The sequence below is a fragment of the Streptomyces sp. NPDC053426 genome (assembly GCF_055585405.1).
In genome coordinates, this window is record NZ_JBVJKE010000003.1 from 373,723 (window position 1) to 395,360 (window position 21,638).

Genomic DNA, 21,638 nt, shown 5'->3' on the forward strand with positions numbered 1-21,638 from the left:
GGCTGAACACGCAGCAACGGAGGCACTGTGGATCCAGTTGTCGTCCTCACTCTCGTGGCGGTCATCGTCGTCGTCTTCCTCATGGCCTCAGCCGTGCGGATCGTCCCGCAGGCGCGCCGCTACAACATCGAGCGGTTCGGCCGGTACCGCCGGACGCTGCAGCCCGGCCTGAACCTGGTCCTGCCGGTGGCGGACCGCGTCAACACCAAACTCGACGTGCGCGAGCAGGTCTACTCGTCCGACCCCAGGCCGGTGATCACCGAGGACAACCTCGTGGTGAACATCGACACCGTGCTGTACTACCAGATCACCGACCCGCGGTCGGCGGCCTACGAGGTCGCCGACTACCTGCAGGCGATCGACCAGCTCACCGTGACCACGCTGCGGAACGTCATCGGCAGCATGGACCTGGAGGAGACGCTCACCTCGCGCGAGGAGATCAACTCCCGGCTCCGCGCCGTCCTCGACGACGCCACCGGCAAGTGGGGCATCCGGGTCAACCGCGTCGAGATCAAGGCCATCGATCCACCGGCCACCATCAAGGAGGCGATGGAGAAGCAGATGCGGGCCGAGCGCGACAAGCGCGCGGCCATCCTGCACGCCGAAGGGGAGCGGCAGGCCAAGATCCTCACCGCGGAGGGCACGAAGCAGAAGGACATCCTGGAGGCGCAGGGCACCCAGCAGGCCATGATCCTGCGGGCGGACGGCGAGGCGAAGGCGGTGGAGCTCGTCTTCCAGGCCGTCCACCGCAACAACGCCGATCCGAAGATCCTGGCCTACAAGTACCTCGAGACGCTCCCGCACCTGGCGAGCAGCGACAACAACACGTTCTGGGTGATCCCGGGGGAGCTGACCGAGGCGGTCCGGACCGTCACCCGTGCGTTCGGCGACCAGCCGGCGGAAGGTCCTCCCCGAACCGCGCGGCCGGAGGAGGCGGACACCGCCGACGGCACGCCGGCCGAAGGCCGGACGCCGGAACTCGACGCCGCCGCCACGGCCGCTCACGAGGCCGAGAGGCAGGCCGCCGCCGCGGTGAGCGACGCCAAGGCGGAGGCCGTCGAGGCCGCGAAGTCGCCCCGGGCGCCGCACCGGGGGCAGACGCCCGGTGGCTGAGCCCATCGGGCCCGCCGTGAGGCGTCCGGGGCTCCCGGGCCCCGGACGGACCGCGCACGCCGCTCCCCCCGGGGCGACGCGGAGGGCCCCGTGAGCGCGGACAGGACGAAGCGGGACTGTGATCCGTACGTGACCGCGACCCCGTAAGGTCCCGTGGGCCGGGGTGATCCGGCCCGGCCGGCGCACCGCTCGGCTCCTGTACCGCCTCGGGGACGTCCTGCTCCTCGCCGTGGTCCGGTGCGTCCTGCGGTGACCGCCCGGTCCGCTCACCCGGGTGTCCGTCCCGGCCGTGGCGGCGTACGGGGTCTGCGCGGGCGTCGCGGCCACCGTGACCCCGCGGGCGGCCGGCGGCGTGCCGCCCCACCCTCCGGCCGACGCGCGGACGGCACCGGGGCGGACGGCACGACGGTCACGGTGTCACACGGGACGCGGCCGAGGCCTCGTCGGTCGAGGAAAGGACTTCCCATGCCCGGTCTCAGAGGTACGACGGTCGCGGTGGCGGTGATGGCGGGCGTCCTGGGGTTGACGGGGTGCCAGGACTCGTCGGGGTCCCACGCCGGCTCGGCCGCGCCGTCCGCGCACGCCTCCGCCCCGTCGGACACCCCGGCCGCCGCTCCCTCCGCGTCCGCCACTCCGACGCCCACGCCCACGAGGCCGGCCCCCACGCCCACGCCGTCGCACGCCTCGGCCGTCCCGGCCGTCGCCGCGTCCCCCGCTCCCGCCGCGACCCGCTCCCCGTCCGCGGACCGCACCGGCTGCCGCAATCTGACGGCCGGCAGCGAAGTGAAGGCCGCCGTGACGGAGGCGTACCGGCGCGGCTTCCCCCGCTTCGTCCACGTCCGGCCGGTGCCGCGCCAGTTCTTCCTCGGCCGGTGCGGCGGCGTCCGCTACGCCGCCACCCGCTTCGAGCCCACCGCCGGCGCCACGCACGAGGAACTCGTGGGCATGCAGGACGAGGGAAGCGCCACCAAGTACTTCCGCGGCACACCCGAAGGCGGCTGGACCTACCTCACCAGTGACGCCTTCCCCCGCGCACCACGCGGCTGCGGCGACGTCCCGCAGATCCCCGAGGCGCTGGCCGAGCTCTGGGGGAACTGCGCGGCCGGGCACTGAACCCCCGGACGGCCGGGCGGGGCCGGCCGTGTGCCTCACCGCGACCGGTCGCCGTACGCCGCCCTCGAACCGGTCCGGGCCGGTGCGGGCGTCCCGTCCCCACGGAGCCCGCACCGGCTGTCCTCGCCCGGCCCGCCCGCCCGGCCTCCCCGCGGGGCACGACTACGAGCGCAGGGCGTCGACCGGTTCCATGCGGGAGGCCCGCAGTGACGGGTAGAGGCCGGCCAGGAGTCCCACCAGGGCCCCGGCGACCGGGGCTCCGAGGGCGAGGCGGACGTCCAGGACCGGTGTCCACTCCTTGACGGCGGAGACGGCCACCACGACGACCATGCCCAGGGCGGCGCCCACGACACCGCCGAGGAGTCCGATCGTCGTCGACTCCACCAGGAACTGGCCGGCGACCTGACGCCGCGAGGCCCCGAGGGCGCGGCGCAGTCCGATCTCCCCGATCCGCTCGATGACGGTCACCAGCGTCACATTGGCGATGCCGATGGCCCCGACCACCAGCGAGACCAGCCCGAGGACCAGGAACAGGCCGTTGACGTCCCCCTGCACCCCCTTGCGGGCCCTGGTCGGATCGGGCGGTGCCGTCACGGTCAGGGAGGCCTCGGCTCCGGGGGCCAGCGCGATCGGCGCCTGGCGGGCGACCTGGCCGGCCGCGCCGAGCGCGGTGTTGATCAGCACCCGGGTCACGGTCCCCAGCCCCATCCGGTCCGCGGCCGTCGTGGGCGGCAGGATCACCGCGGTGGCGAGCTGCTGTTCCCGCTCCACTCCGCCGAGTATCCCGATCACCGTGTACGCCTGGCCCTTCAGGAAGACCGCGGGGGCGTTCTCGACCGAGCCGATGCCGAGGAGCCGCGCCGCCTGGTCGCCGAGGACCGCCACCCGGTCGTGCCGGGCGATGTCCCCCTCGTCGAGGAAGCGTCCGGCGGTCATCCCGCCCCGTACGGCGGCCGGCAGCGCGGGGGACGCGGCGACGACGGCCATGGTCTGGCCGGTGGTCTCGCCGGGGGCGACCACGTGGTTGGCGCGCACCTCGACGCCGGCGGTCTCCTGGGAGTCGGCGATCGCGGCCACCGACTCGACCCCGGCCAGCCGGCGCACCGCGTCGACCCCCGACCAGTCCACGAGCGGACCGGAACCGGCCGAGGCCACGGAGGGCACCCCCACCGTGACCGAGGTGGCGGTCAGGGCGTCGAACCGGCCCACGATCTGGTTGCCCGCCGTGGACGAGACCCCGATGGTGATGACCAGGGTGGTGATGCCCAGGACGGTGCCCAGCGTGGTCAGGGCGGAGCGCGTCGGACGGGCGAGCACCCCCGCCAGCGCTTCGGACCACAGGTCCCTGAAGTCCATCCAGGGACGCTCGACGGTCCTCCCGGCCCGTGCCCTCCTCCCGGCCCGTGCGGTGCCCGCGGAGGCCGCGGCTCGCGGGGCGCGTGTCCGGGACCTCATCGGTGCTCCTCGGTGAGCCGTCCGTCGCTGATCCTCACCCGCCTGTGGGCGCGCCCGCTGACCGCCTCCTCGTGCGTGATCACCACCAGGGTCATGCCCTGCTCGCCGAGCCGGCCGAAGAGGTCCAGCACCGACTCGGTGTTCTCGCTGTCGAGGTTGCCGGTGGGCTCGTCGCAGAGCAGCAGGGCGGGTTCGCTCATCAGCGCCCGGGCGATCGCCACCCGCTGTCTCTCACCGCCGGAGAGCCGGTCCGGCCGGAAGCCGGCCCGGTGCGCCAGACCCACCCGTCGCAGTGCCTGCTCGGCCCTGGCACGCCGGCCGGCCCGGCCGCGCCCGGGGCGCGGCCGGCGGTAGGCCTCGGCCAGCATGACGTTCTCCTCCACGGTCCGGTACGGCAGCAGGTGGAAGGACTGGAAGACGAACCCGATCCGGCTGCCGCGCAACGAGGTGCGCTCCAGGTCGCCGAGCGCGTTGGTCTCCACCCCGTCGAGCCAGTAGGTGCCCGAGGTGGGGCGGTCCAGCAGCCCCAGGGTGTTGAGCAGCGTCGACTTGCCGGAACCGGAGGGGCCGACGATCGACAGGTGCTCGCCGCGCCGAACGGTCAGGTCCACCTCGCGCAGGGCGTGCACCGGCGGTTCGGAGTCGAAGGTCCGGTTCACGGCGGTCAGTCGGATGACCGTGTCCGCGTCGGGCACGGCGGGCAATGGCGGACCGCTCATCGTCCGACCACCACCTGGTCGCCGGGGGCCAGGGCGGCACCGGACGACGGGGTGACCTCCACCTGACCGTCCGCGGAGAGCCCGGCCTCGACGACGACGTCCACCACCTCGCCGCCGCGCACGACCCGCACCCGGGCCTTCCCGTCGGCGGACGTGTGCAGCGCGGCGAGGGGCACCGTCAGCACCTCGCCCTCCGACGAGCCCACCTCGATGGTGACCTTCGCGGATTCGGCGGCGTTCTCCGCCAGCGTCCCCGCCGGTACGGAGATCTGCACCGGTACGGGAGCCGAGCTGCCGTCGCTCCCGCCGTCCGAGGTCCCCTGCTGCTTGCCGGCGCCGGCCGGATCGTCCTTCGGCACGTCGTCGCCGAGCGCCACCACCTCGCCGTCCGCCGTCGTGCCGTCGGTGGTCTCCACCCGGGCCCGCATGCCCTTGTGGAGCAGCTCGGCGTCTCCGGCCGGGACCACGGCCCGCACCACGACCTTGGAGCTGGTCACCGTGGCGACCGGTCCGGAGGGGGTGTCTCCCGTCTTCACGGACACCTTGTCCAGCCGGGCCGGCAGTTCCGACAGGAAGACCACCTCACCGGCGGGGACCTTGGTTCCGTAACCGGCCCGGAAGGCGGAGAGCGCGGTGTTGGCCGCGTCCAACTGCTGCCGCGCCGACTTGAGTTCCAGCTCGGCGGCGTCCCCGCCGGTGCCCGACCCGTCTCCGGAGCCGCCGCCGGACTCCCCGGAGCCGCTGCCGGACTCCCCGGAGCCGCCGCCGGGCTCCCCGGAACCAGCGGTCCCCCCGGACCCGCCGCCCGGGTTCCGTGCCGCGAGGAGGGCCTGCTGCGCGGTGGTCACCGCCGCTTCGAGCGTCCCCAGCTGCTGCTTGTCGGCGACGGTGGGCTCCACGGCGCGGTAGCCCTTGCTCTCGTACCAGCGGCTCACCGCCGCGGCGTCCGACTGCCCGTACGTCCCGTTCGCCGAACCGGGGTCGAAGCCCAGCCGGGTCAGCGCCCGCTGGAGCTGCTCGACGTCGTCCCCGGAGGCGCCGGGGCCCAGCGTCCGGTACATCGGCACGGTGCCCCGCAGCACCAGCACCGGCCGTCCGCTCACCTGCATCAGCACATCGCCCTCCTTCACCTCCGCCCCGGCCGCCGGTGCCTTGGTGATCCGCTGGGCGACGCCGTCGCCGGCCCCCGCTTCACCGGACCCGGAGTCCGGGGAGCCGACGGGCCCGGCCAGGGTCACGCTCTGCGGCGAGGCGAACTCCACCGAGCCCTGGGCCACCACGCTCGCGGTGAGCGAGCGCCGCTCGACCGCGACGGTGACGGGACCGGCTTCCGGCGGCCGGTGCGAGGCGGCGGCGTCCGCGGGCGACTGCATCCGCGATCCGGCGAACCAGCCGCCCGCCCCGACCAGCGCCACCGCGGCGACGACGACCGTCAGCTGTCCGGAACGGGTGCCGGTCAGCCTGCGGAACCGTCCGGGACGGGCGCCGGCCGGCTCGGGGCGCTGCCTCACCCGGCACCGCCGCCGCTGGTCGGGGCCTTCAGGAACTTCGGGAAGTAGGCGGCCCGGAACTCCTTGCCGCACTCCAGGTCCCGCATCGCCAGCTCGATGTCCTTGGTGAGCAGCGGGAGGGCCTCCTCCTTGCTCATGGGCTCCTGGGTGTTCCCGTCCTCGTCGACGGCGGGGATGGTGCTGGCCGGAGCGGAGTCGAGCGCCTGGAGCCTGACCATCTCCCCGATGCCGGTCGGCTGCGTGGTCGTGACGGAGATGCCTTCCTTCCTCAGGCACGAGGCGTACGACTGCGCCAGCGCGACCAGCTTCGGATCACCGTTGAGCGCCTGAGCGTTGGCCTGGTTCCGGTTCGTGGCCTCGGTGCCCCGCTCCTGGGCCGACGAGGAGCCGTAGACCTTCTTGTCGGCCTCACCCTGACAGCCGGTCCAGTTCTTCTCACCGGCCTTCGGGTCGGGGATGGCGCCCAACGCCTCGTTGTACGCGGCCTTCTGCTCGGGGGTGAGCGTGTCCACGTAGTCCGCGTTGGGCGTCTTGTTCGAGTCCTGTCGGGCGGCCGCACTGCCCGACGCGCCGGCGTCGTCGGGGTAGACGATGCCCGCGTAGACGCCGAAACCGTACTTCTGCCGGTACTTCTTCGTCAGCGCGTAGTCCGCCCCGTAGGTGTCCCAGGAGGCGGCGGGATCCTCGGGGGCCACGGGGGTGTAGGTGAATCCCTGCTTCTTCATGCAGGCCGCGATCGCGTTCTCCAAGAGGTACTGCTTCTTGAGATCGGCGTTCGCGTCGGCGGGGATGTCGAGCTGGCCCGACGATCCGGCCGTGGTCTTCTCACCGTCCGACGCGTGGGACTCCGAGCCGGTGTCGGTGTCGGTGCCACAAGCCGCCAGCAGCGGCAGCAGACCGACCGCCGTCGCGGCGGCCAGTCTCCGGACAGTGCGGGATCGAGTCATCTACTTCCATCCGATCGGGGGGAGGGGGATTCCGCCTGCGGACGCAGGAGAACGCGGAGTTCACAGTGGTGCCGGCAGTTCATGGCCCTGAGGCCGGTACATGACCGAGCTGTAACGGCCGTACGCCGTGCCGGCCGGCTTCGGGGCCGGCGCCGGTCATACGGGCGGTCCGGTGACGAGGTCACCGTTCTCGTCGTAGGGCCAGGCGTTGGAGACGCATCCGTGCAGGCCCTTGATCTGCTGCATCATCACGGGGGCCAGTCGCCCGGCGCCCCCGCAGGTCACGTGCGAGTGGCCGAGGAAGTGCCCCATCTCGTGGTTGATGATCAGCGCCCGGTAGTCCTGGATCGGTCCGTCGAAGGTGGGCGAGCCCTTGACCCAGCGCTTGAGGTTCACCACCACCCCTCCGGGAACCTCGCAGTTGTACTCGCCTCCGGTGTCCTGCTGGATGCCCGCCCAGCACAGGGCGTCCGCCGTCGCCGGTGTCGCGATCTTGATCGTGATGTCGTGCGGCGATCCCGCGCTCACCAGCTGGAACGCGTTGTCCGGGTCGTGGGTCCAGCCGCGCGGGGCGGCGAGTATCCCGGCGATCTCCTTCGCCGCCTGGGACGGCGAGATGTCGAGGCCGGTCTCGACCTGCACGACGTAGCGCACCGGGCGGGAACCGCTGCCCACCGTCTCCCCGCCGGCCTGCGCGGTGACGAACGTCCCGCTGCCCGTCGGGGGGACGTCGATCTCGGTCCGGCTCGCGGAGGGAGAGGGGGAGGGGGAGGGGGACGAGGACGGTGTGGGTGGGGGAGTGGGGGTGGCGTGCGTGTTCCGCGGGCGCGGAGCACCGCTCGACGCGTCGCTCCGCCCGCCTTCCAGGAGATACGCCGCCGAACCCAGCAGGCCGACGGTCACCAGCAGGCCGGTCAGCAGGTTCCGGCCCCGGCGGCGCGGCCGTCCCCGGCGATGGGAGGACCGCCGCCGGCGGCCGGCTCGGTGAGCGGCCGCGGTGCTGCCGGTGGGGGATGCGGATTTCCGCCGTCGTGCCGAATGCATGGCAGGTCAATCTGGTGATTCCAGATGACCGCGATGAGCCGGCGTTGTCACGGAAGGATAACGACGCCCCGCGCTCCCCGTCCCGTGTGATCGTTGTGTAACGGCGGCCGGAGAGGGGCCTCGGCCAGGTCGGTCACGTCATCCGGCCTGCTTACACTGCCGAAATGCCACGGGTCCTGATTGTCGAAGACGACCAAGACGTCCGCAGGGCCGTCCAACTGGGTCTGCGGCACCAGGGGCATGAGGTCTTCGCCGTGGAGACGGGTGAGGAGGGGCTGGAACGGCTCCGCCCCTTCCGGCCGGACGTCGTCGTGCTCGATCTCATGCTGCCCGGCATGTCCGGCCTGGACGTGTGCCGCCGGATCAGGGACCGCGACCAGGTGCCGATCATCATGGTGACGGCCCGCGGAGACGACATCGACGTGGTCGTGGGACTGGAGACCGGCGCGGACGACTACGTGGTGAAGCCCGTGCAGGCCAGGGTGCTCGACGCCCGGATACGGGCCGTGCTGCGCAGACAGGACGCGTCGCTGCCGGACGGCACCCGTCCCCGGGCGGAGACCCACGGCGAGCTGGTCGTCGACCGCGCCGGGCTCGTGGTGACGCACCGCGGCGAACCCGTCACCCTCGCCCCCTCCGAACTGCGGCTGCTGCTGACCCTGTCGGCCTCGCCCGGCCAGGTGTTCAGCCGCCAGCAGCTGCTGGAAGCGGTCTGGGAACACAGCTACCACGGCGACATACGGCTCGTGGACGCCTGTGTGAAGCGACTGCGCAACAAGCTCGGAGAGGGCAGGAACCCCCGTTACGTGCAGACCGTACGCGGATTCGGCTACCGCTTCGGCACCTCATGAGCGACCGGACATCCGCGCGGACACGGAGGGCCGTACGGACGCGGAAGGCCGCCGGGGAGCGGAGAACCGCACCCGAGGTCCCCACGGCTGAAGAGACCCCCGCCGCACCGGGTGCCGGCCCCCGGCGGTTCCTCCGGGCGGCCCTGGCACGCGTCCCGCTCCCCCTGCGCGGCCTGCGCCCCCGCCTGCTGACGTCCTTCGTCCTGGTGGCCATGGCCAGCTCCCTGGGCACCGGGGCCCTCGCCTTCCGCGAGGCGCGCACGGGGGTGCTCCAGCAGAGCCAGGACTCCGTCATCAACCAGTTCCGCACGAGCGTCGACGCCGTCGCGCCCCACATCCCCTTCGACCCGGACCAGACGGACCTCCAGTCCGCGGTGGACCAGGTGCTGTACGCGAACCGTTCGTCGGGCTGGCGGATCATGGCCACGTACGGTGACCACCGCGCCTACGCGCCGAGCGCCGGTTTCGTCGAGCTGAGCCCCGAAATGCTCCGGTCCGTCCGGGAGCGACGTGTCGCGGTGTTCCAGCGGATGAACGTCGACGGGCGTCCTCGTCTCGTCGTCGGCATGCCCGTCACGTACACCTGGGGCGAGGGCCTGGAGACCAGGCTCTCCGGGCTCGTGATGTACCTGGAGGTCCCGCAGACCACCGAGGAGGGGTACGTCGAGGCCATGGTCAGCGGCATCGAGCGGGCCACCCTGGTGGCCCTGTGCCTCGCCGTCGTCCTGGCGCTGCTCGCCGCGAGCGGCGTACTGCGTCCCGTACGGGCGCTGCGCCGGGCGACGCGCCGGATGGCCGCGGGGCATCTCGACGTACGGCTGGACGTCACCGGCTCCGACGAACTGGCCGATCTCTCCCAGTCCTTCAACGAGACGGCGGCCGAACTGGAGCGGACCGTACGGGAGCTGCGCCGCCTGGAGGCCCAGGGGCGCCGCTTCGTGGCGGACGTCTCCCACGAGCTGCGCACGCCGCTGGCGGCGATGTCGGCGGTCACCGACGTGCTGGACCTGGAGGGGGAAGGGGAGACCGGTGAGGCGCTGCGGCTCATCAGCGAGGGAACGAACCGGCTGAGCGGATTGGTGAACGACCTGATGGAGATCTCCCGTTTCGACGCGGGGGCGGCCGAACTCAACCGGGACGAGATCGACCTGGCCGAGTCCGTACGGCGCACCGTCGCCTCCCGGTGGCGGCAGGAGCAGGTGGAGACCCGGCTGCCCGGACCGGGTGAGCTCCGCGCGCGCGTCGATCCGCGCAGGCTCGACGTGGTGACGGCCAACCTGATCGGCAACGCGCTGCGGCACGGAGCGCCGCCCGTGCGGCTGACCATGGGGGTACGGGTGGACGGAGCGGGCATGGCGTGGGCCGTCATCGAGGTGACCGACAACGGACCGGGCATCGCCGAGGAGGCCATGCCGCACATCTTCGAGCGGTTCTACAAGGCGAGCACCTCACGGGCCAGGAGCGAGAGCAGCGGCCTTGGTCTGGCCATCACGGCGGAGAACGTGCGCCTGCACGGGGGGCGCATCCGGGCGGCGAACCTGCCCCGGGGCGGCGCGGTGTTCACGGTCGAACTCCCGCTGCACCGCGACGACACCGGCACCGAGGCCGACGGGGGCACCCGGTGAGGGGCTCGCGGACGGCAGCGCTGCTGTCCGGGCTCACGGCCGTGGCCGCGGTCGCGCTCACGGCGTGCGGAGTCCCCCCGTCCGGTGTCATCGAGACCGGTGCGCCGGCGAGCGGCATGTTCTCCCCCGGTGAGACACCACCCTCGACGCCCGCCACCATCTCCCTCTTCTTCCTGCGCGACGGGGAGTTGACGCCCCATCCCTACCAGATCGACGACGCCGGGGACCTCGAGGCCGTCGTACGCCTGCTGTTCGAGGCGTCGGCCGCGAACGAGACCCAGGCGGCCACCACGGAGCTGCCCCGCCTGACGGACGCGCCACGGGTGGCGATCGACGGCGACGGCATCCTCTCCGTCCGGCTCCCCGGTGCGACGGCTCCGCTGAGCCGTCGGGCCGTGCTCCAGCTGACGTGCACGGTGAACCACGCGGCTTCGCTGGTCCCCACCGACGTCCCCCGCGCCGACGCGGAAGCCGACGGCGACACCGCGCGCCGTTCCGCCGCGCCCAGCAGCCTCCATGTGTTCGGGGACGGATGGGAGATGACGCAGTCGGACCACGCGTGCCCCGTCGTGCCCCCTTCGCAGGAGCAGCCGGAAGCACCGACCCCGTGGGAGTCCTCCGGCTGACCACCGACGACTTCACCCCCGCGCCCGCCCGCGCAGCGGCAGGCCGGCCACTGGCCCGGACGGCAGAGAACCCCAGGCCACTGACCCGGGACTCCAAGAAGAGCGGGTGACGAGAACCGAACTCGTGCTCCCTCTCGGCCCGGAAGCGGTCGGCGTCTTTGTCATGCCGTCCGCGCTACGTTGGCCTCACTGTAGGAGTGATGAGCCGGGGGACCGATGGGCCTGCTGCTGTACTACCCGACCGTGAATCCACCCACGGAGGTCGTTCACCAGGCATTGCTCTACTGGGACGGCCTCGCCTCGGTCGTACCACGGGACCCCCGTGTCTACGGTGCGGTGGCGAGCCGCGAGTTGCGGCAACTGGAGGAGCGGGGCCTGTACAGGCCGTTGGCCTTCACCCACGAATCCCTGGACGTGTTGGCCGAACCCGGAAGCCAGGACATCTCCTGGACCTCGGGGCAGACTTCGTCGCTCCTGGCGGAAGAACTGAGGCGCATCGCGGAGCGGCCGGACCCGCCGCCACCCGCCTCGTCGCCGGAAGCCGTCATCTACACCTCGAAGATCAGCGGCTGGCTCAAGGAATTACTGCTGGAACTGGGGCTGGCCAGGCGCGGCCGCAGGAGCATCATGGCGGACCTCGTGGTGTCGAAGGAGGTGCAGACGCTGATCATCGGGGTTCTGGCGCGAGAACTCGCCGCCAGTCCTGACATCGCCCTCTTTCCGTACACGGACAGTGAAGAAGCGTTCAGGAACAGCTTGCGTCCGCACTCCTCCGTCACCTCCCTGGCATGGGAGACGGAACTCGGTCGGCTGCTTCCCGTCCCCGTTCCGGGCACTCCCACGGCCGACGTACTCGCCTTCCGCGAAAGGTACGCGGACGAGCGCATCCGGCTGATGCGGGCCCTGCACCGCATGCTCAGTGAATTGCGCCGCGATTATGAACATCCGGCGGATGTTTTCGCTCAATTTCGCGTGGAACTGTCCCGGGCCGTGCACGACTACCAGGGTGCGCGCCGCAGTAGCAGGATGGCCTGGGTGCATCGTTCGGTCACCGTGTCGGTCGCTGTCGCGGCTGCGGCGGGGGGTGCCCTTCTGCTGCCGGACATGGGATGGCTCCTCGGCACGATCGGCGGTTACGCCCTGAACGTGGCCACCCGTGAGGTTCGCCCCCTCGCGCGGGCCCGTGACGAACACGAATTCAGTTACCTGCACCGGGTCGAGAGCAACTTGTCCTGAAGCATCACGGGAAGGTGCACCGATGACGTTGGCTTGGAGACTGCCGGGAAAGGCCCGGTTGAAGCCGGGAAGGCCCTGGACCGTCGACATCGCGTTGAAGGGTGGGGTGATGGTTGTCGAGGTCTTGCCCGAGGGGGAATCCCGGCCTCGAGACCGCACGGGGTCCCCGCTTCCTCCACCCGAGTGGAACGACATCGACCGCTGCCTTGCGCAGAAAGACTGTGCACGCAGGAATCCATCCTCTGAAGCGGCCCCAGAAGAAGGCATGGAATTTGATGTACTGGTCTTCGGGGAGTGGTTCCGGTACAGGCGGAGTGCTGGGGGCGGGCCGCAGCGGACGGAAACCGTCGTGGTGCGTTTTCCTCCCATGGAGATGGCTGGGATACGGCGGGCCCTGGAAGATCTGCGCAGCATGGCCGCTGCCGATGGCCGACATCTGGAGGGCGAACGTATTTCCTCGCTGATGGAGTGCATGGAAACGGCCGATACGGTGGCGGTTCCCATCCCTGTCGACATCCTTCGATCGTTGAAATGGTCTCTGGAACTGCACGATCACCGGACGGGTCCCGGTGAGGAATCGGTGCGGGCTCTCAACCGTCTCTGGCATCGCGTCGACCAGGCGCGTCCCCTCGCCGGGCCTTGGCCACGCGTCCGCGACACGCTTCAGGACGCCCTGCGCGAGGCGCTGTCCCGCCCCGGCGCGGAAGGGCTCACCGCGCGCGACGAACTGCTCGACCTCGTCCGCAGGTTCGCCGACATGCACCGGACGGCCACGGCGGCGGACGACGTGGAACAGCGCCGTCTCCAAGCAGAACCGCCGAACCCGTGACAGGGCGCCGTCCTCCCCGGTCCGGCCCACACGTACCTCCTGCGGGCGGGCACCGCCCGCCCGGACCATCGGTGACACTGCCTGGCGGGGCCCGAGAGGGCGGACGCCTCGCGGAACCGGTGGAGCGTGGGTGACCACATGGTTGCCGACCGGCTCGGAGACGCTTCGCGAACGCGCGGCCTTCCGGCGAGGTGCGCCCCTGGCCCGGGACCGACTTCCTGGGAACAGGAGGGCGTTCGGTCCTGGCCCGCTTGCCGGCTTCGGGGCCGTACCACTGCAGTGCCTGGCCGGTGACGGCGGCGACGCGCTCGAAGTCGCGATCACCGTGCAGCGGGGTGGGTGCCCGCGGTTCGGCCGTGGCGGCGAGCACGAGGTCGGCGGTCCCGGCGCTGCGGTGCTGTCCGTCTCCATCGCCTTGACAGCACCCGGCGTTGATCGTTCCAATGAAGGTGTGGCGCGTGGCGTCGGCCAAGAAGACTTGGGCCGGCCGGCGATCGGGCGACCACCCGTCATCAGGGAACAGCCCCCATGCGTTCATCCATCACAGGCGAAACCTGATCCGGCGCACTCGCGCCGCTTCCCCGCTGTCGGGCGCCCGCGTCCTCGTTGTGCCGACAGGCCGGCCCCACCCGCCGTGCCGAGGCGCAACGCCATGACCTGACCTGGCTGCCCGGGACCGAAGACCGTGTGCCTCCGCCGTGCAGGCGGACGAGCCAGTCGGTTTCCGCGGCGCACCGTCCCGCCGTAACCCGTACCGCGCCTTGCGCGTCCCACATCCAGGAGATCCCACTTCGTATGTCCACGCCCTTCAACCAATGGGTCATCGAGGAGTTCCGAGCCAACGGAGGAAAGGTCGGCGGCCCCTTCGAGGGCGGCGATCTGCTGCTTCTCACCACGACCGGCGCCAGATCCGGCGAGGAACGCACCACCCCGCTGGGGTACGTCCGTCACGAGCGTGGGCTGCTCGTCGTCGGCTCCAACCTCGGTGGGCCTCGCCACCCCGCCTGGTACCACAACCTCGTGGCCACCCCGCTGGTCCGGGTGGAGACCGGGACGGAGGAATACGGGGCCGTCGCGGTGCCCGCCGAGGGGGAGGACCGCGACCACCTGTTCTCGTACGTGGTGAACGCCGAGCCAGGCTACGGCGAGTACCAGGAGAACACCGACCGGATCTTGCCCGTCGTGGTGCTGGAGCGGAGCGACCCGGCACCCGGCGAGGGGCCCGGCACGGTCGAGAACCTCGCCGACAAGCTGATCGAGGTCCACGTCTGGCTTCGCGGGCAGCTACGGCACGTGAGGGCCGAAGTGGACGCCTACTTCACGGCACGGGCCGCCCGGCAGGACGGGGACGACGCGCCGGTGCCAGGGCTCGGGCTCCAGATCCGGCAGCACTGCCTGGCCTTCTGCCAGACGCTGGAGTTCCACCACACGAGCGAGGACGCGCACATGTTCCCCGCTATGGAGGCCGCGCACCCTCGTCTGAAGGACACCTTCGAGAGGCTGCGCTCCGAGCACCGCACCGTCGCGCGGCTCCAGCAGGAGCTCGCCGCTCTGCTCACCGACATCGCACAGGCCGATCCCGAGCGGTTCCGGGCCGAGTTGGAACGGATGACCAAGGAGCTGACGGCGCACCTCGACCATGAGGAGGAGCAACTGATCCCGCTGCTCACGGAAATCCCCTTCCCACCGGTGCCGCCCGCCTGACAGTGCGGCCACGGGGCCTGCTGATGCCGGCCCCCGCGATGCTCCGCGTGCACCCCCGGTGGGCGCGTTTGCGCGTCTCGAGGCGCGCGGAGGACGCGAAGATTCTCGAACGGGCTGGCACAACAAGGAACCCCAGGCCGCTGACCTGGGGTTTCGTTGTGGAGCGGGTGACGGGAATCGAACTCGCGCTCTCAGCTCGGGAAGCGACGGCGCCTGCGCAGCCGGACGCTTCCGGCCTGGCCGTCTGCTTCCGGCGTGACCCCTGCGGGCGCAGGACCGCACCGCTGTCGGCCGTGGTCGACCCGTCGTACGGGCACGCCATGGGCACGCCGCCGGCCCGAAGGCGCGGGAAGTCCTCCCGGGGAGCACCGCCGAAGCGCTGGGAGCGACCCGCCCGGTCGCGCCGTGCGGTCGATGCGCTTTCCCGGCCGGTCCTACGGGCGGATCAGCGCAGTCCGGCGAAGAGATCGTCCTCGGGCAGGGCCGCGCCGGTGGCGTCCTGGACACGTACGAAGGTCTCCACGCCCATCAACTCGCCGAACCTCTCCTTTCCCATCTTGAGGAAGAAGATGTTCTCGCCCTGACTGGCGTGCGCGGCCAACGCGTCGAACTTCTGACCGCTGAACGCGGTGGTGTCCACCCACGTGGTGATCTCGTCGTCGGGCAGGCCGATCTCGGCCATCGCGGCGGCCTCGGCCGGGTCCGGCTCCGGCATGTCCGGATGGAACTCGCGCATGATCTCGCCGAACCGCCGCATTCCCGAGCGGGGCACCGTGGTCCAGTACACCTTCGGTGTCAGCGCGGTCATCTCCAGCGCCGCCATCGTGATGCGGTGGGCCTGGATGTGGTCGGGGTGGCCGTAGAAGCCGTTCTCGTCGTAGGTGACGACCACATCAGGTCGGTAGTGCCGCATGAGTTCCGCGAGTCGGGCCGCGCCTTCCTCCACGGGGGTCTGCCAGAAGGATCCGGGGGCGTCGTTGCTCGGCCAGCCCGCCATCCCGGAGTCGGCATAGTCCAGCATCTCCAGATCGCTGACCTTCAGGACGGCACAGCTCTCTTCGAGTTCTTGACGACGCATCAAGGCGACCGCCGCCGGGTCGTGCCCGGGCTCGCCCGGCTTGACACCCCCCGGCCCGTCACCGCAACCACCGTCGGTACACGTCACGAGAACCGTGCGGATGCCTTCCGCCGCGTACCGCGCGAGGACACCCCCGGTTCCGGTGGCCTCGTCGTCGGGGTGGGCGTGTACTGCCATGAGCGTCAAGGGCCGGTCAGTCATGAAACAGTCCTCCTGTGGACATAAGTCCTGGCCCGAGTGCGCGGCGGGCGTGCCGCGATCCTGGAGCCCGGATCCTGGTGGGGCGGACGACCTCGCGGCCTCAGTGCTCCCGCCGTCCGGCGCCGGCCCCTCGGTCGGTGCAACCGCACCGGACGCACCGGCTGTTCCCGGCGCGGCCACTCGGCCTTCCGGGCGTCGGCGTTCGACGCGCCGGCGGACAGACGCGGCCCGCACGTCTCAGCACCACGTCGGCTCCGGCTTCCGTCCGGCACCAGCTGTGAGGTTCCGATACGGAAGATGATCCGCGCCGGCCTCGCCACCACCGTCCGGAAGGCGAAGCCGCAGCGACCGGCAAGCCGCCTGCCGAGCCTTCGGGCGCGAATCCGGCACGCGGCGACGGACAACCAGGGACAGCAGAAGGGCCCGGGTCTTTGACCTGGGCCTCCGCCACGGAGCGGGTGACGAGAATCGAACTCGCGCTCTCAGCTCGGGAAGCGACGGCGTTTGCGTGGTCGTACAGCTGCTGACCTGCACAGATTCGTATTGCGACCGCAGGCGTGAGTGCTTGGTGGCACCGCTGCCGACCGTTGCTGCCCACTGTTACGGGCACGCTGTGGGCGCGAGCGCGACGAGCAGTCGGGCCGCACAGCGCGCAACGCCTGTACTGGACGGACCGCATCGTCTCTGGGGCCGACCTGGAGGGCCCGTCGCGGCTGCATACACCGGGAGCCGACACGTGGACCGGCGAATGTTGGTGACATATTTTTCTACGCACATCACCAACATTGCGTGGGAGGTGCGGTATGTCCGTGACCCAGATCGACATCGACGACGCCCTGGAGCGCGTCATGGCTCTGGCCCACGTCCGGACGAAGAAGGAAGCGGTCAATCTCGCTCTGAACTTCTACGCCGAGCAGCAGCAGGAGCGTGCGGCGCGCATCAGCCGTCACTTCGAGCGTGCCCGTGAGTGGGGTGCCGTCGAGGACGCCGAGCGTCTGCACAGGGCGGAGAAGCACAGCCGGTGATCTACCTGCTCGACACGTCCGGCCTGGTCCGGCTGCTCCGCGATCCGAAACTGCAATCGGCCTGGTACGACGCGATCGATGCCGGGGCCATCGCATCCTGCTACGTGCAACGCGCCGAGTTCCTGTACAACGCCCGCAGCGCACGGGAGTACGACGAGATCGCGGAGATGTTCACGGACCTCTCCCCCGACGTGTCGGTGCCGAAGAACGCGGGGCGTTGGATCGGTGCGGTGCAACACCGCATGGCTCGGGCAGGGGAGCATCGCAGCGCCTCGGCGGTGGACCTCCTCATCGCCGCCACCGCGGCCCACCATGGCCTGGCCGTCCTCCACGACGATGCGACTACCGGGCGATTGCCCGGCGCGCATCCGACCTGACTGAGCACAACGTCCACGACATCGCTTGAGGCGCCTTGCCGCCCGACAGGTACAGCGTGTGGCGGACCGATGATCGCTTCGTCTTCTCCTGAGCAGCGTGTCTGTTGAAGTCGTACGTGTCTGCCCAGGTGGCCGGCTCGCGGTCACTCCGGTGAGCCGACGGACGAGGCACCTACGTGTGCCAATCCGGTACATGGACTACTCTTGGTACATGTCCATGAAGCGCACGAACGTCTACGCCGACCCCGAAGACCTGGCGATCATCAAGGAGGCCGCGAAGCGTCGGGGGATAAGCGAGGCCGAGATCATCCGCCAGGGCATCCACCTCGCGGCCATGGCGAACAGGGTCTGGGACGAGCCGCTGTTCTCGCGCACCTTCGAGGGGACGGGACGCACGCCCTCCAGATCGGAGGTGCGTGACACGGTCGCCGACGCCGTCCGCCGTGGGACCGACCCGGATTCCGGAACCGCCGCGTGATCATTGTCATCGCCGACACGTCCGGTCTCCTGGCGGCCCTGGACTCGGCTCACCCGGAACACCGGGCGGCGAACGAGGCGATCATGGCGGCCGGCCTCCTGGTCATGTCCCCGCTGCTGCTGGCCGAACTGGATCACGTCGCCACGCGCGAGCTCGGCAGGGAGGCCGCCCTCGGCGCGGTCGACGACCTCCGGCGCTGGATGAGCCGGGGGCGTGTCGTCATGCCGGAGATCACGGAGGACCACCTGGGCGCCGCCCAGTCCGTCCGTGTCCGCTACCGTGCGCTGGACCTCGACCTCGCTGACGCGGTCAACGTGGCGCTCGCCGCCGACTACGACACGGACGCGATCCTCACCCTCGACCGACGTGACTTCCGGGCCGTACGCCCCTTGGGCCACCACAAGGCGTTCCGGGTACTCCCCGACGATCTCCCGCTCTGACGCGAGGAGGGCCGAACTTGCCTTTCTCGCTTGGGCAGTGACGGCGGCTCGGGCGGCTCGTGCGGCTCTGACACACACGGAAGTCGTGCGGAAGGGGGGACGGTCGCTGAGAACAGATGCTGCCGTGTCTCCCCCATGCTGCCCGCGCTACGTTGGCCTCACTGCAGGTCTGGACGACTGAACCCCCAGGCTGATGACTTGGGGGTTTCGCATGGAGCGGGTGACGAGAATCGAACTCGCGCTCTCAGCTTGGGAAGCTGCGATCATTCGAGGTTGGTTTGGGCGCTGACCTGGGCGAACGGCTAAGGTGCAGCCACTCCGGGCTGGGTCTCTTTCACTATGGTTCCCCGCTGTTCCCCGTCATTTCTGGTGCGGTAGTGGTGCACGTCGCGACGTCGCTGGCACCTACTCGTCATCGGTGTCAGAGGCGGGAAGGATGGCCGCCAGTCCTTCCGAAAGCTCAAGTTTGTAGCGGGCAGCGATGACACCGAGCTGAATACCGAAAACCGCGCGTAGCTCACCAAGCGCCGCACCGAACGTGGCGTTCTGGAAGCGCCCGCGAACATGTCCTGAGTGGTTGGGACCTACGGCGTCCAGGAACCGCCGGCAAGCGGCTCGCATCGCCTTGAGATTCTCTGCGAGGTCGTCTCCGGTGTCAGGTTCCATCAAGATCTGGGTCAACGTCTCCCTGATCTGCAACACCGACGCGACGCAGTGGTCTGGCTCCTCGACTGCGTGCATGACAGCACGCGACATCGTGAGGACTCGGCGGTCCTCAAGGTAGACGACGACCTTCTCGGCGACGGCCCGCTGGGGGAGCGGCAGGTCCCAGTCCACACCGCCGAGCGGCGTGCTGAAGCCCTTGATTCGTCGCATGATCTCCAGAACCTTCACGCTCGGCATCCTAGGTAGGCCCGTGAGCGGCTGGGCTCGAAACAGGTGGCATGGCTTGAATCAGTACGCGCACTCTTGCCAACTGTGTTGGTGCGATCTTGGGCTGGGGGCAGGGGCGTTCACCTGCGTTCATGGGCAGCCGGTCCTAGGAGCGGCTTCCGCCTTCGGTCACGCCTGAACGGCCGTGAATGGGGCCGAATGAGACGGAAACTGAGACGGACGGCGGGGCCGGGCTCGCTAGCATCCTTGGTGTCGAGGAGGGGGCATGGCACTGGTCCGCAAGGGATCACGACGGATCGTGGTCGACGGCACGGTCTACCGCTGGCGTCTGCGGGGCAGGCCGACGTACTTCCAGGGCCTGGCCTGGTCGCCGTGTACGTTCGCGGTGGAGCATGCGGACATCCCGGGGGTGACGCTTGTGGTCACCACCGACCAGCCGCATCCGAGCAACTGGATCGGTCGTGAGGCCGAACCTGTGCTGCCCTCCGGTGTTGCCGCGGCCGTTCGGCTTGCCCTGCGCGAGGGCTGGTCTCCGACGGCTCCGGGCTCCGCGTTCCACCTCGACCAGTCCGCCGGCTTCACGCCTTCACACTGAACAGAGCCGGGGAACCGTTGAGGCCTGTACCTCAGCCGACGGCAGTCCGCCACGATGGCGGGTTCGCCGACCGACCAGGCGCGCGTGTGCCTCGCTGCACCCCCAGCCTCCGCCACGCCTCCGTCGGCGGTTGGTCAACCGCCGTAGCGGCTGCGCAGATCCTCGGTGATCCTCGACATCAGCCCTATCGCGCCTTGCGGTTGCATCTCCGCCAGCGGACGTTCCGTCTGGGGGTCGTAGGCAGTCAGCCCCGTTTCCTTCTCGACGATGGCTGAAAGGGCGAAGACCTTGCCGAGTACGACCGCGGCATCGTCCCCTGCGTGCCAGTAGGGCACAGTGATGCTCACCTCGTCACCGAAGACGGACAGGTCGATGCCGGTGCCCGAGTGGTTGAGGTCTCGCGACTCCTGCTCGTACTCCGTGATGTCCACTTCGCCCAGCAGCATCCGGGTCTGCGGCACTATTCGGTCCCAAGCCTCAAGGAGGCGGGCAGGGATCGGTTCGCCGCGCTCGGCCGCGTCTTCCATCGCCTCCAGGGCCTCATCCCAGGACTGCCCGTTGCGTCGGCTCATGAAGTAGATGTCGTAGCTCATCGCGCGATCGTAGACACTCCGCTCGCTGGCCACAGTCGACCTGATCTCTCCTGACGAGGGTTGCTCACCAGTTCCGCCACCGGTCCGTGAGCTCGTGCCGACCGAGCCCGCGCCTGGCGGTCAGGGCCGCGACGTCGACTCCCTGCTCGGTGAGCGCCTCATCGATGTAGGCGCACAACTGCTCGCGTTCATCGGTTTCGAAGGCGCACTCGTCGTGAACCTCGTTCACGGCGTTCAGGGCCAGGACAACGCGTTCCACTGCGGCGAAGATCCGTGCGTCGTCTCCTTCGGCGAGCGTGGGCAACTCGGCCTCGAACACGTCGAGGACGGCATCGGTCTCCAGCAAGAGCTCTTCAGGGAACAGCTCGACCATGCACGCGCAGTCGGGATCCAGGGTGCCAGCGACAAGCTCCGCGGCTTCTTTGGCTATGCTCCTGCGCCAGTTCGTCGTCGGTCTCTCAGCCATGGAGCGGACCGTACAACGCAAGTCTGACAGCAAGACCCGCTTTCACGAGGGAACCCCAGCTCGGGTAGATCAGGTGATCCAGGGCCTGTTGGGTATCTGACCTGCGGTAGAGCACATTAGTGATCCATTGCCGCGCTGATCGGCTTCCCGGTGTTCCCTGTGGCTCCCCGCTCAACCTGGCACGCGTCTGGAACGGCCGATCGCTGATGTCAGGAAACGTCACCCGGGGATGCGAGGCGGTTCCTGTCGTAGAAGCTGTTCATCCACTGAGCGCCAAAGATCTGTTTCCCTGTGGCACCCGGCTCCGTGGCTCCGGCGAACCAGAGAAGCGGTTCAACATCCTGCTGGGTCGCCCCGCCGGCCCAGCACGCCAAGAGGTGCAGGTCGCCGTTGCTCAGCTTGATCACGGCCTTGTGCACCCGGTCCGACCGCTCCCCCTCGTACGTGTTGAGCACGCGGAGCGCAAGGTGTACCTCGTTCTCGGCGAAGGTCATCCGACAGAGATCGTGTACTTCAGCGGACACAGGCATAGCGCCAGGATGAAGTGCTTCGACGACGTTCGGCAATGGAGCCGACCGCCTCGGCCCAAGCGGGTTTCCTCCTCTGCATCCGTTCTGGGGCGGCCGGAGGCAGCGACCTTCTCGGGTGGGTTGAGGTGGCAGCGTGGTCTGGGGCAGCGCAGTGCCGAGGTCCGTGACGGCTTGCGTTATGCATTTGG

Annotated in this window: 22 protein-coding genes and 2 pseudogenes; 13 read left to right on the top strand and 11 right to left on the bottom strand. The window is 70.2% G+C overall.

The features are described 5' to 3' along the window. Positions 1-27: 27 nt before the first annotated feature. Together ACZ62B_RS08650 and ACZ62B_RS08655 are read left to right on the top strand one after the other, a co-directional pair. On the top strand, positions 28-1,113 hold the full coding sequence (locus ACZ62B_RS08650; protein ID WP_344562916.1) for an SPFH domain-containing protein: 1,086 nt from the start codon (positions 28-30) through the stop codon (positions 1,111-1,113). A gap of 465 nt (positions 1,114-1,578) precedes the next feature. After that, the gene (locus ACZ62B_RS08655; RefSeq protein ID WP_469689519.1) at positions 1,579-2,226 is read left to right on the top strand and encodes a hypothetical protein; all 648 of its coding nucleotides are present in this window, start codon (positions 1,579-1,581) and stop codon (positions 2,224-2,226) included. 162 nt (positions 2,227-2,388) lie between these two features. On the opposite strand, the gene ACZ62B_RS08660 is transcribed toward ACZ62B_RS08655, so the two are convergent. The 5 genes from ACZ62B_RS08660 to ACZ62B_RS08680 form a co-directional block, all read right to left on the bottom strand. Next, complete coding sequence (locus tag ACZ62B_RS08660; RefSeq protein WP_344562913.1) at positions 2,389-3,582, bottom strand: ABC transporter permease; 1,194 nt, start codon at positions 3,580-3,582, stop codon at positions 2,389-2,391. Between the two features lie 95 nt (positions 3,583-3,677). Beyond that, entirely contained in the window at positions 3,678-4,400 is a 723-nt protein-coding gene (locus ACZ62B_RS08665) for an ABC transporter ATP-binding protein (RefSeq protein ID WP_469689522.1), read from the bottom strand. Beyond that, entirely contained in the window at positions 4,397-5,911 is a 1,515-nt protein-coding gene (locus ACZ62B_RS08670) for a peptidoglycan-binding protein (RefSeq protein ID WP_469689523.1), read from the bottom strand. Before ACZ62B_RS08670 ends, ACZ62B_RS08665 begins: the two co-directional genes overlap by 4 nt. After that, entirely contained in the window at positions 5,908-6,858 is a 951-nt protein-coding gene (locus tag ACZ62B_RS08675; RefSeq protein ID WP_469689525.1) for a hypothetical protein, read from the bottom strand. The genes ACZ62B_RS08670 and ACZ62B_RS08675 overlap by 4 nt, the downstream gene beginning before the upstream one ends. A 156-nt stretch (positions 6,859-7,014) precedes the next feature. After that, positions 7,015-7,761: a DUF3152 domain-containing protein gene (locus ACZ62B_RS08680; protein WP_468720836.1), complete on the bottom strand. Its 747-nt coding sequence runs from the start codon at positions 7,759-7,761 to the stop codon at positions 7,015-7,017. Between the two features lie 305 nt (positions 7,762-8,066). On the opposite strand from ACZ62B_RS08680, the gene ACZ62B_RS08685 reads away from it, so the two are divergent. From ACZ62B_RS08685 to ACZ62B_RS08705, 5 genes are all read left to right on the top strand, one after another. Beyond that, complete coding sequence (locus ACZ62B_RS08685; protein WP_344562903.1) at positions 8,067-8,753, top strand: response regulator transcription factor; 687 nt, start codon at positions 8,067-8,069, stop codon at positions 8,751-8,753. Continuing rightward, positions 8,750-10,378 (top strand): HAMP domain-containing sensor histidine kinase, encoded by a 1,629-nt coding sequence (locus tag ACZ62B_RS08690; RefSeq protein WP_344562901.1) that lies wholly within the window; start codon positions 8,750-8,752, stop codon positions 10,376-10,378. The genes ACZ62B_RS08685 and ACZ62B_RS08690 overlap by 4 nt, the downstream gene beginning before the upstream one ends. Continuing rightward, the gene (locus ACZ62B_RS08695) at positions 10,375-11,004 is read left to right on the top strand and encodes a hypothetical protein (protein WP_344562900.1); all 630 of its coding nucleotides are present in this window, start codon (positions 10,375-10,377) and stop codon (positions 11,002-11,004) included. The genes ACZ62B_RS08690 and ACZ62B_RS08695 overlap by 4 nt, the downstream gene beginning before the upstream one ends. Positions 11,005-11,220: 216 nt before the next feature. Next, a complete protein-coding gene (locus ACZ62B_RS08700) occupies positions 11,221-12,240 on the top strand; it encodes a hypothetical protein (protein ID WP_468883461.1) in 1,020 nt (339 codons plus the stop codon). A 265-nt stretch (positions 12,241-12,505) separates the two neighbouring features. Continuing rightward, a complete protein-coding gene (locus tag ACZ62B_RS08705; protein ID WP_469689529.1) occupies positions 12,506-13,069 on the top strand; it encodes a hypothetical protein in 564 nt (187 codons plus the stop codon). 250 nt (positions 13,070-13,319) lie between these two features. On the opposite strand, the pseudogene ACZ62B_RS08710 reads toward ACZ62B_RS08705, so the two are convergent. Beyond that, a pseudogene (locus ACZ62B_RS08710) lies at positions 13,320-13,472 on the bottom strand (PIN domain nuclease); the annotation flags it as partial. A 392-nt stretch (positions 13,473-13,864) separates the two neighbouring features. Here ACZ62B_RS08710 and ACZ62B_RS08715 point away from each other — a divergent pair. Then, complete coding sequence (locus tag ACZ62B_RS08715) at positions 13,865-14,773, top strand: nitroreductase/quinone reductase family protein (RefSeq protein ID WP_344562897.1); 909 nt, start codon at positions 13,865-13,867, stop codon at positions 14,771-14,773. A gap of 445 nt (positions 14,774-15,218) precedes the next feature. Here the strand turns inward: ACZ62B_RS08715 and ACZ62B_RS08720 are convergent, their stop codons facing one another. Then, a complete protein-coding gene (locus ACZ62B_RS08720; RefSeq protein WP_344562895.1) occupies positions 15,219-16,052 on the bottom strand; it encodes a PIG-L family deacetylase in 834 nt (277 codons plus the stop codon). An 803-nt stretch (positions 16,053-16,855) separates the two neighbouring features. Here ACZ62B_RS08720 and ACZ62B_RS08725 point away from each other — a divergent pair. The 4 genes and pseudogenes from ACZ62B_RS08725 (at position 16,856) to ACZ62B_RS08740 (ending at position 18,372) form a co-directional block, all read left to right on the top strand. Continuing rightward, positions 16,856-17,077: a type II toxin-antitoxin system VapB family antitoxin gene (locus ACZ62B_RS08725; RefSeq protein WP_344562893.1), complete on the top strand. Its 222-nt coding sequence runs from the start codon at positions 16,856-16,858 to the stop codon at positions 17,075-17,077. Beyond that, a pseudogene (locus ACZ62B_RS08730) lies at positions 17,074-17,483 on the top strand (PIN domain-containing protein). The gene ACZ62B_RS08725 and the pseudogene ACZ62B_RS08730 overlap by 4 nt, the downstream one beginning before the upstream one ends. Positions 17,484-17,665: 182 nt before the next feature. Then, complete coding sequence (locus ACZ62B_RS08735) at positions 17,666-17,932, top strand: ribbon-helix-helix protein, CopG family (protein WP_093549204.1); 267 nt, start codon at positions 17,666-17,668, stop codon at positions 17,930-17,932. After that, on the top strand, positions 17,929-18,372 hold the full coding sequence (locus ACZ62B_RS08740; RefSeq protein ID WP_344562890.1) for a PIN domain-containing protein: 444 nt from the start codon (positions 17,929-17,931) through the stop codon (positions 18,370-18,372). Before ACZ62B_RS08735 ends, ACZ62B_RS08740 begins: the two co-directional genes overlap by 4 nt. A 405-nt stretch (positions 18,373-18,777) precedes the next feature. On the opposite strand, the gene ACZ62B_RS08745 is transcribed toward ACZ62B_RS08740, so the two are convergent. Beyond that, on the bottom strand, positions 18,778-19,266 hold the full coding sequence (locus ACZ62B_RS08745; protein WP_469689533.1) for a DUF6650 family protein: 489 nt from the start codon (positions 19,264-19,266) through the stop codon (positions 18,778-18,780). Between the two features lie 265 nt (positions 19,267-19,531). On the opposite strand from ACZ62B_RS08745, the gene ACZ62B_RS08750 reads away from it, so the two are divergent. Next, positions 19,532-19,861, top strand: coding sequence for a hypothetical protein (locus ACZ62B_RS08750; protein WP_344562888.1), 330 nt, complete (start codon positions 19,532-19,534; stop codon positions 19,859-19,861). 134 nt (positions 19,862-19,995) lie between these two features. Here the strand turns inward: ACZ62B_RS08750 and ACZ62B_RS08755 are convergent, their stop codons facing one another. The 3 genes from ACZ62B_RS08755 to ACZ62B_RS08765 all read right to left on the bottom strand — a co-directional run bounded on the left by ACZ62B_RS08755 (position 19,996) and on the right by ACZ62B_RS08765 (position 21,414). Beyond that, the gene (locus tag ACZ62B_RS08755; RefSeq protein WP_344562886.1) at positions 19,996-20,454 is read right to left on the bottom strand and encodes a hypothetical protein; all 459 of its coding nucleotides are present in this window, start codon (positions 20,452-20,454) and stop codon (positions 19,996-19,998) included. Positions 20,455-20,518: 64 nt separating this feature from the next. Further along, complete coding sequence (locus tag ACZ62B_RS08760; protein ID WP_469689534.1) at positions 20,519-20,920, bottom strand: hypothetical protein; 402 nt, start codon at positions 20,918-20,920, stop codon at positions 20,519-20,521. A gap of 209 nt (positions 20,921-21,129) precedes the next feature. Then, positions 21,130-21,414 carry a hypothetical protein gene (locus ACZ62B_RS08765; protein ID WP_344562882.1) on the bottom strand — a complete coding sequence of 95 codons (285 nt, stop codon included), beginning with the start codon at positions 21,412-21,414 and terminating at the stop codon, positions 21,130-21,132. Positions 21,415-21,638: the final 224 nt, after the last annotated feature.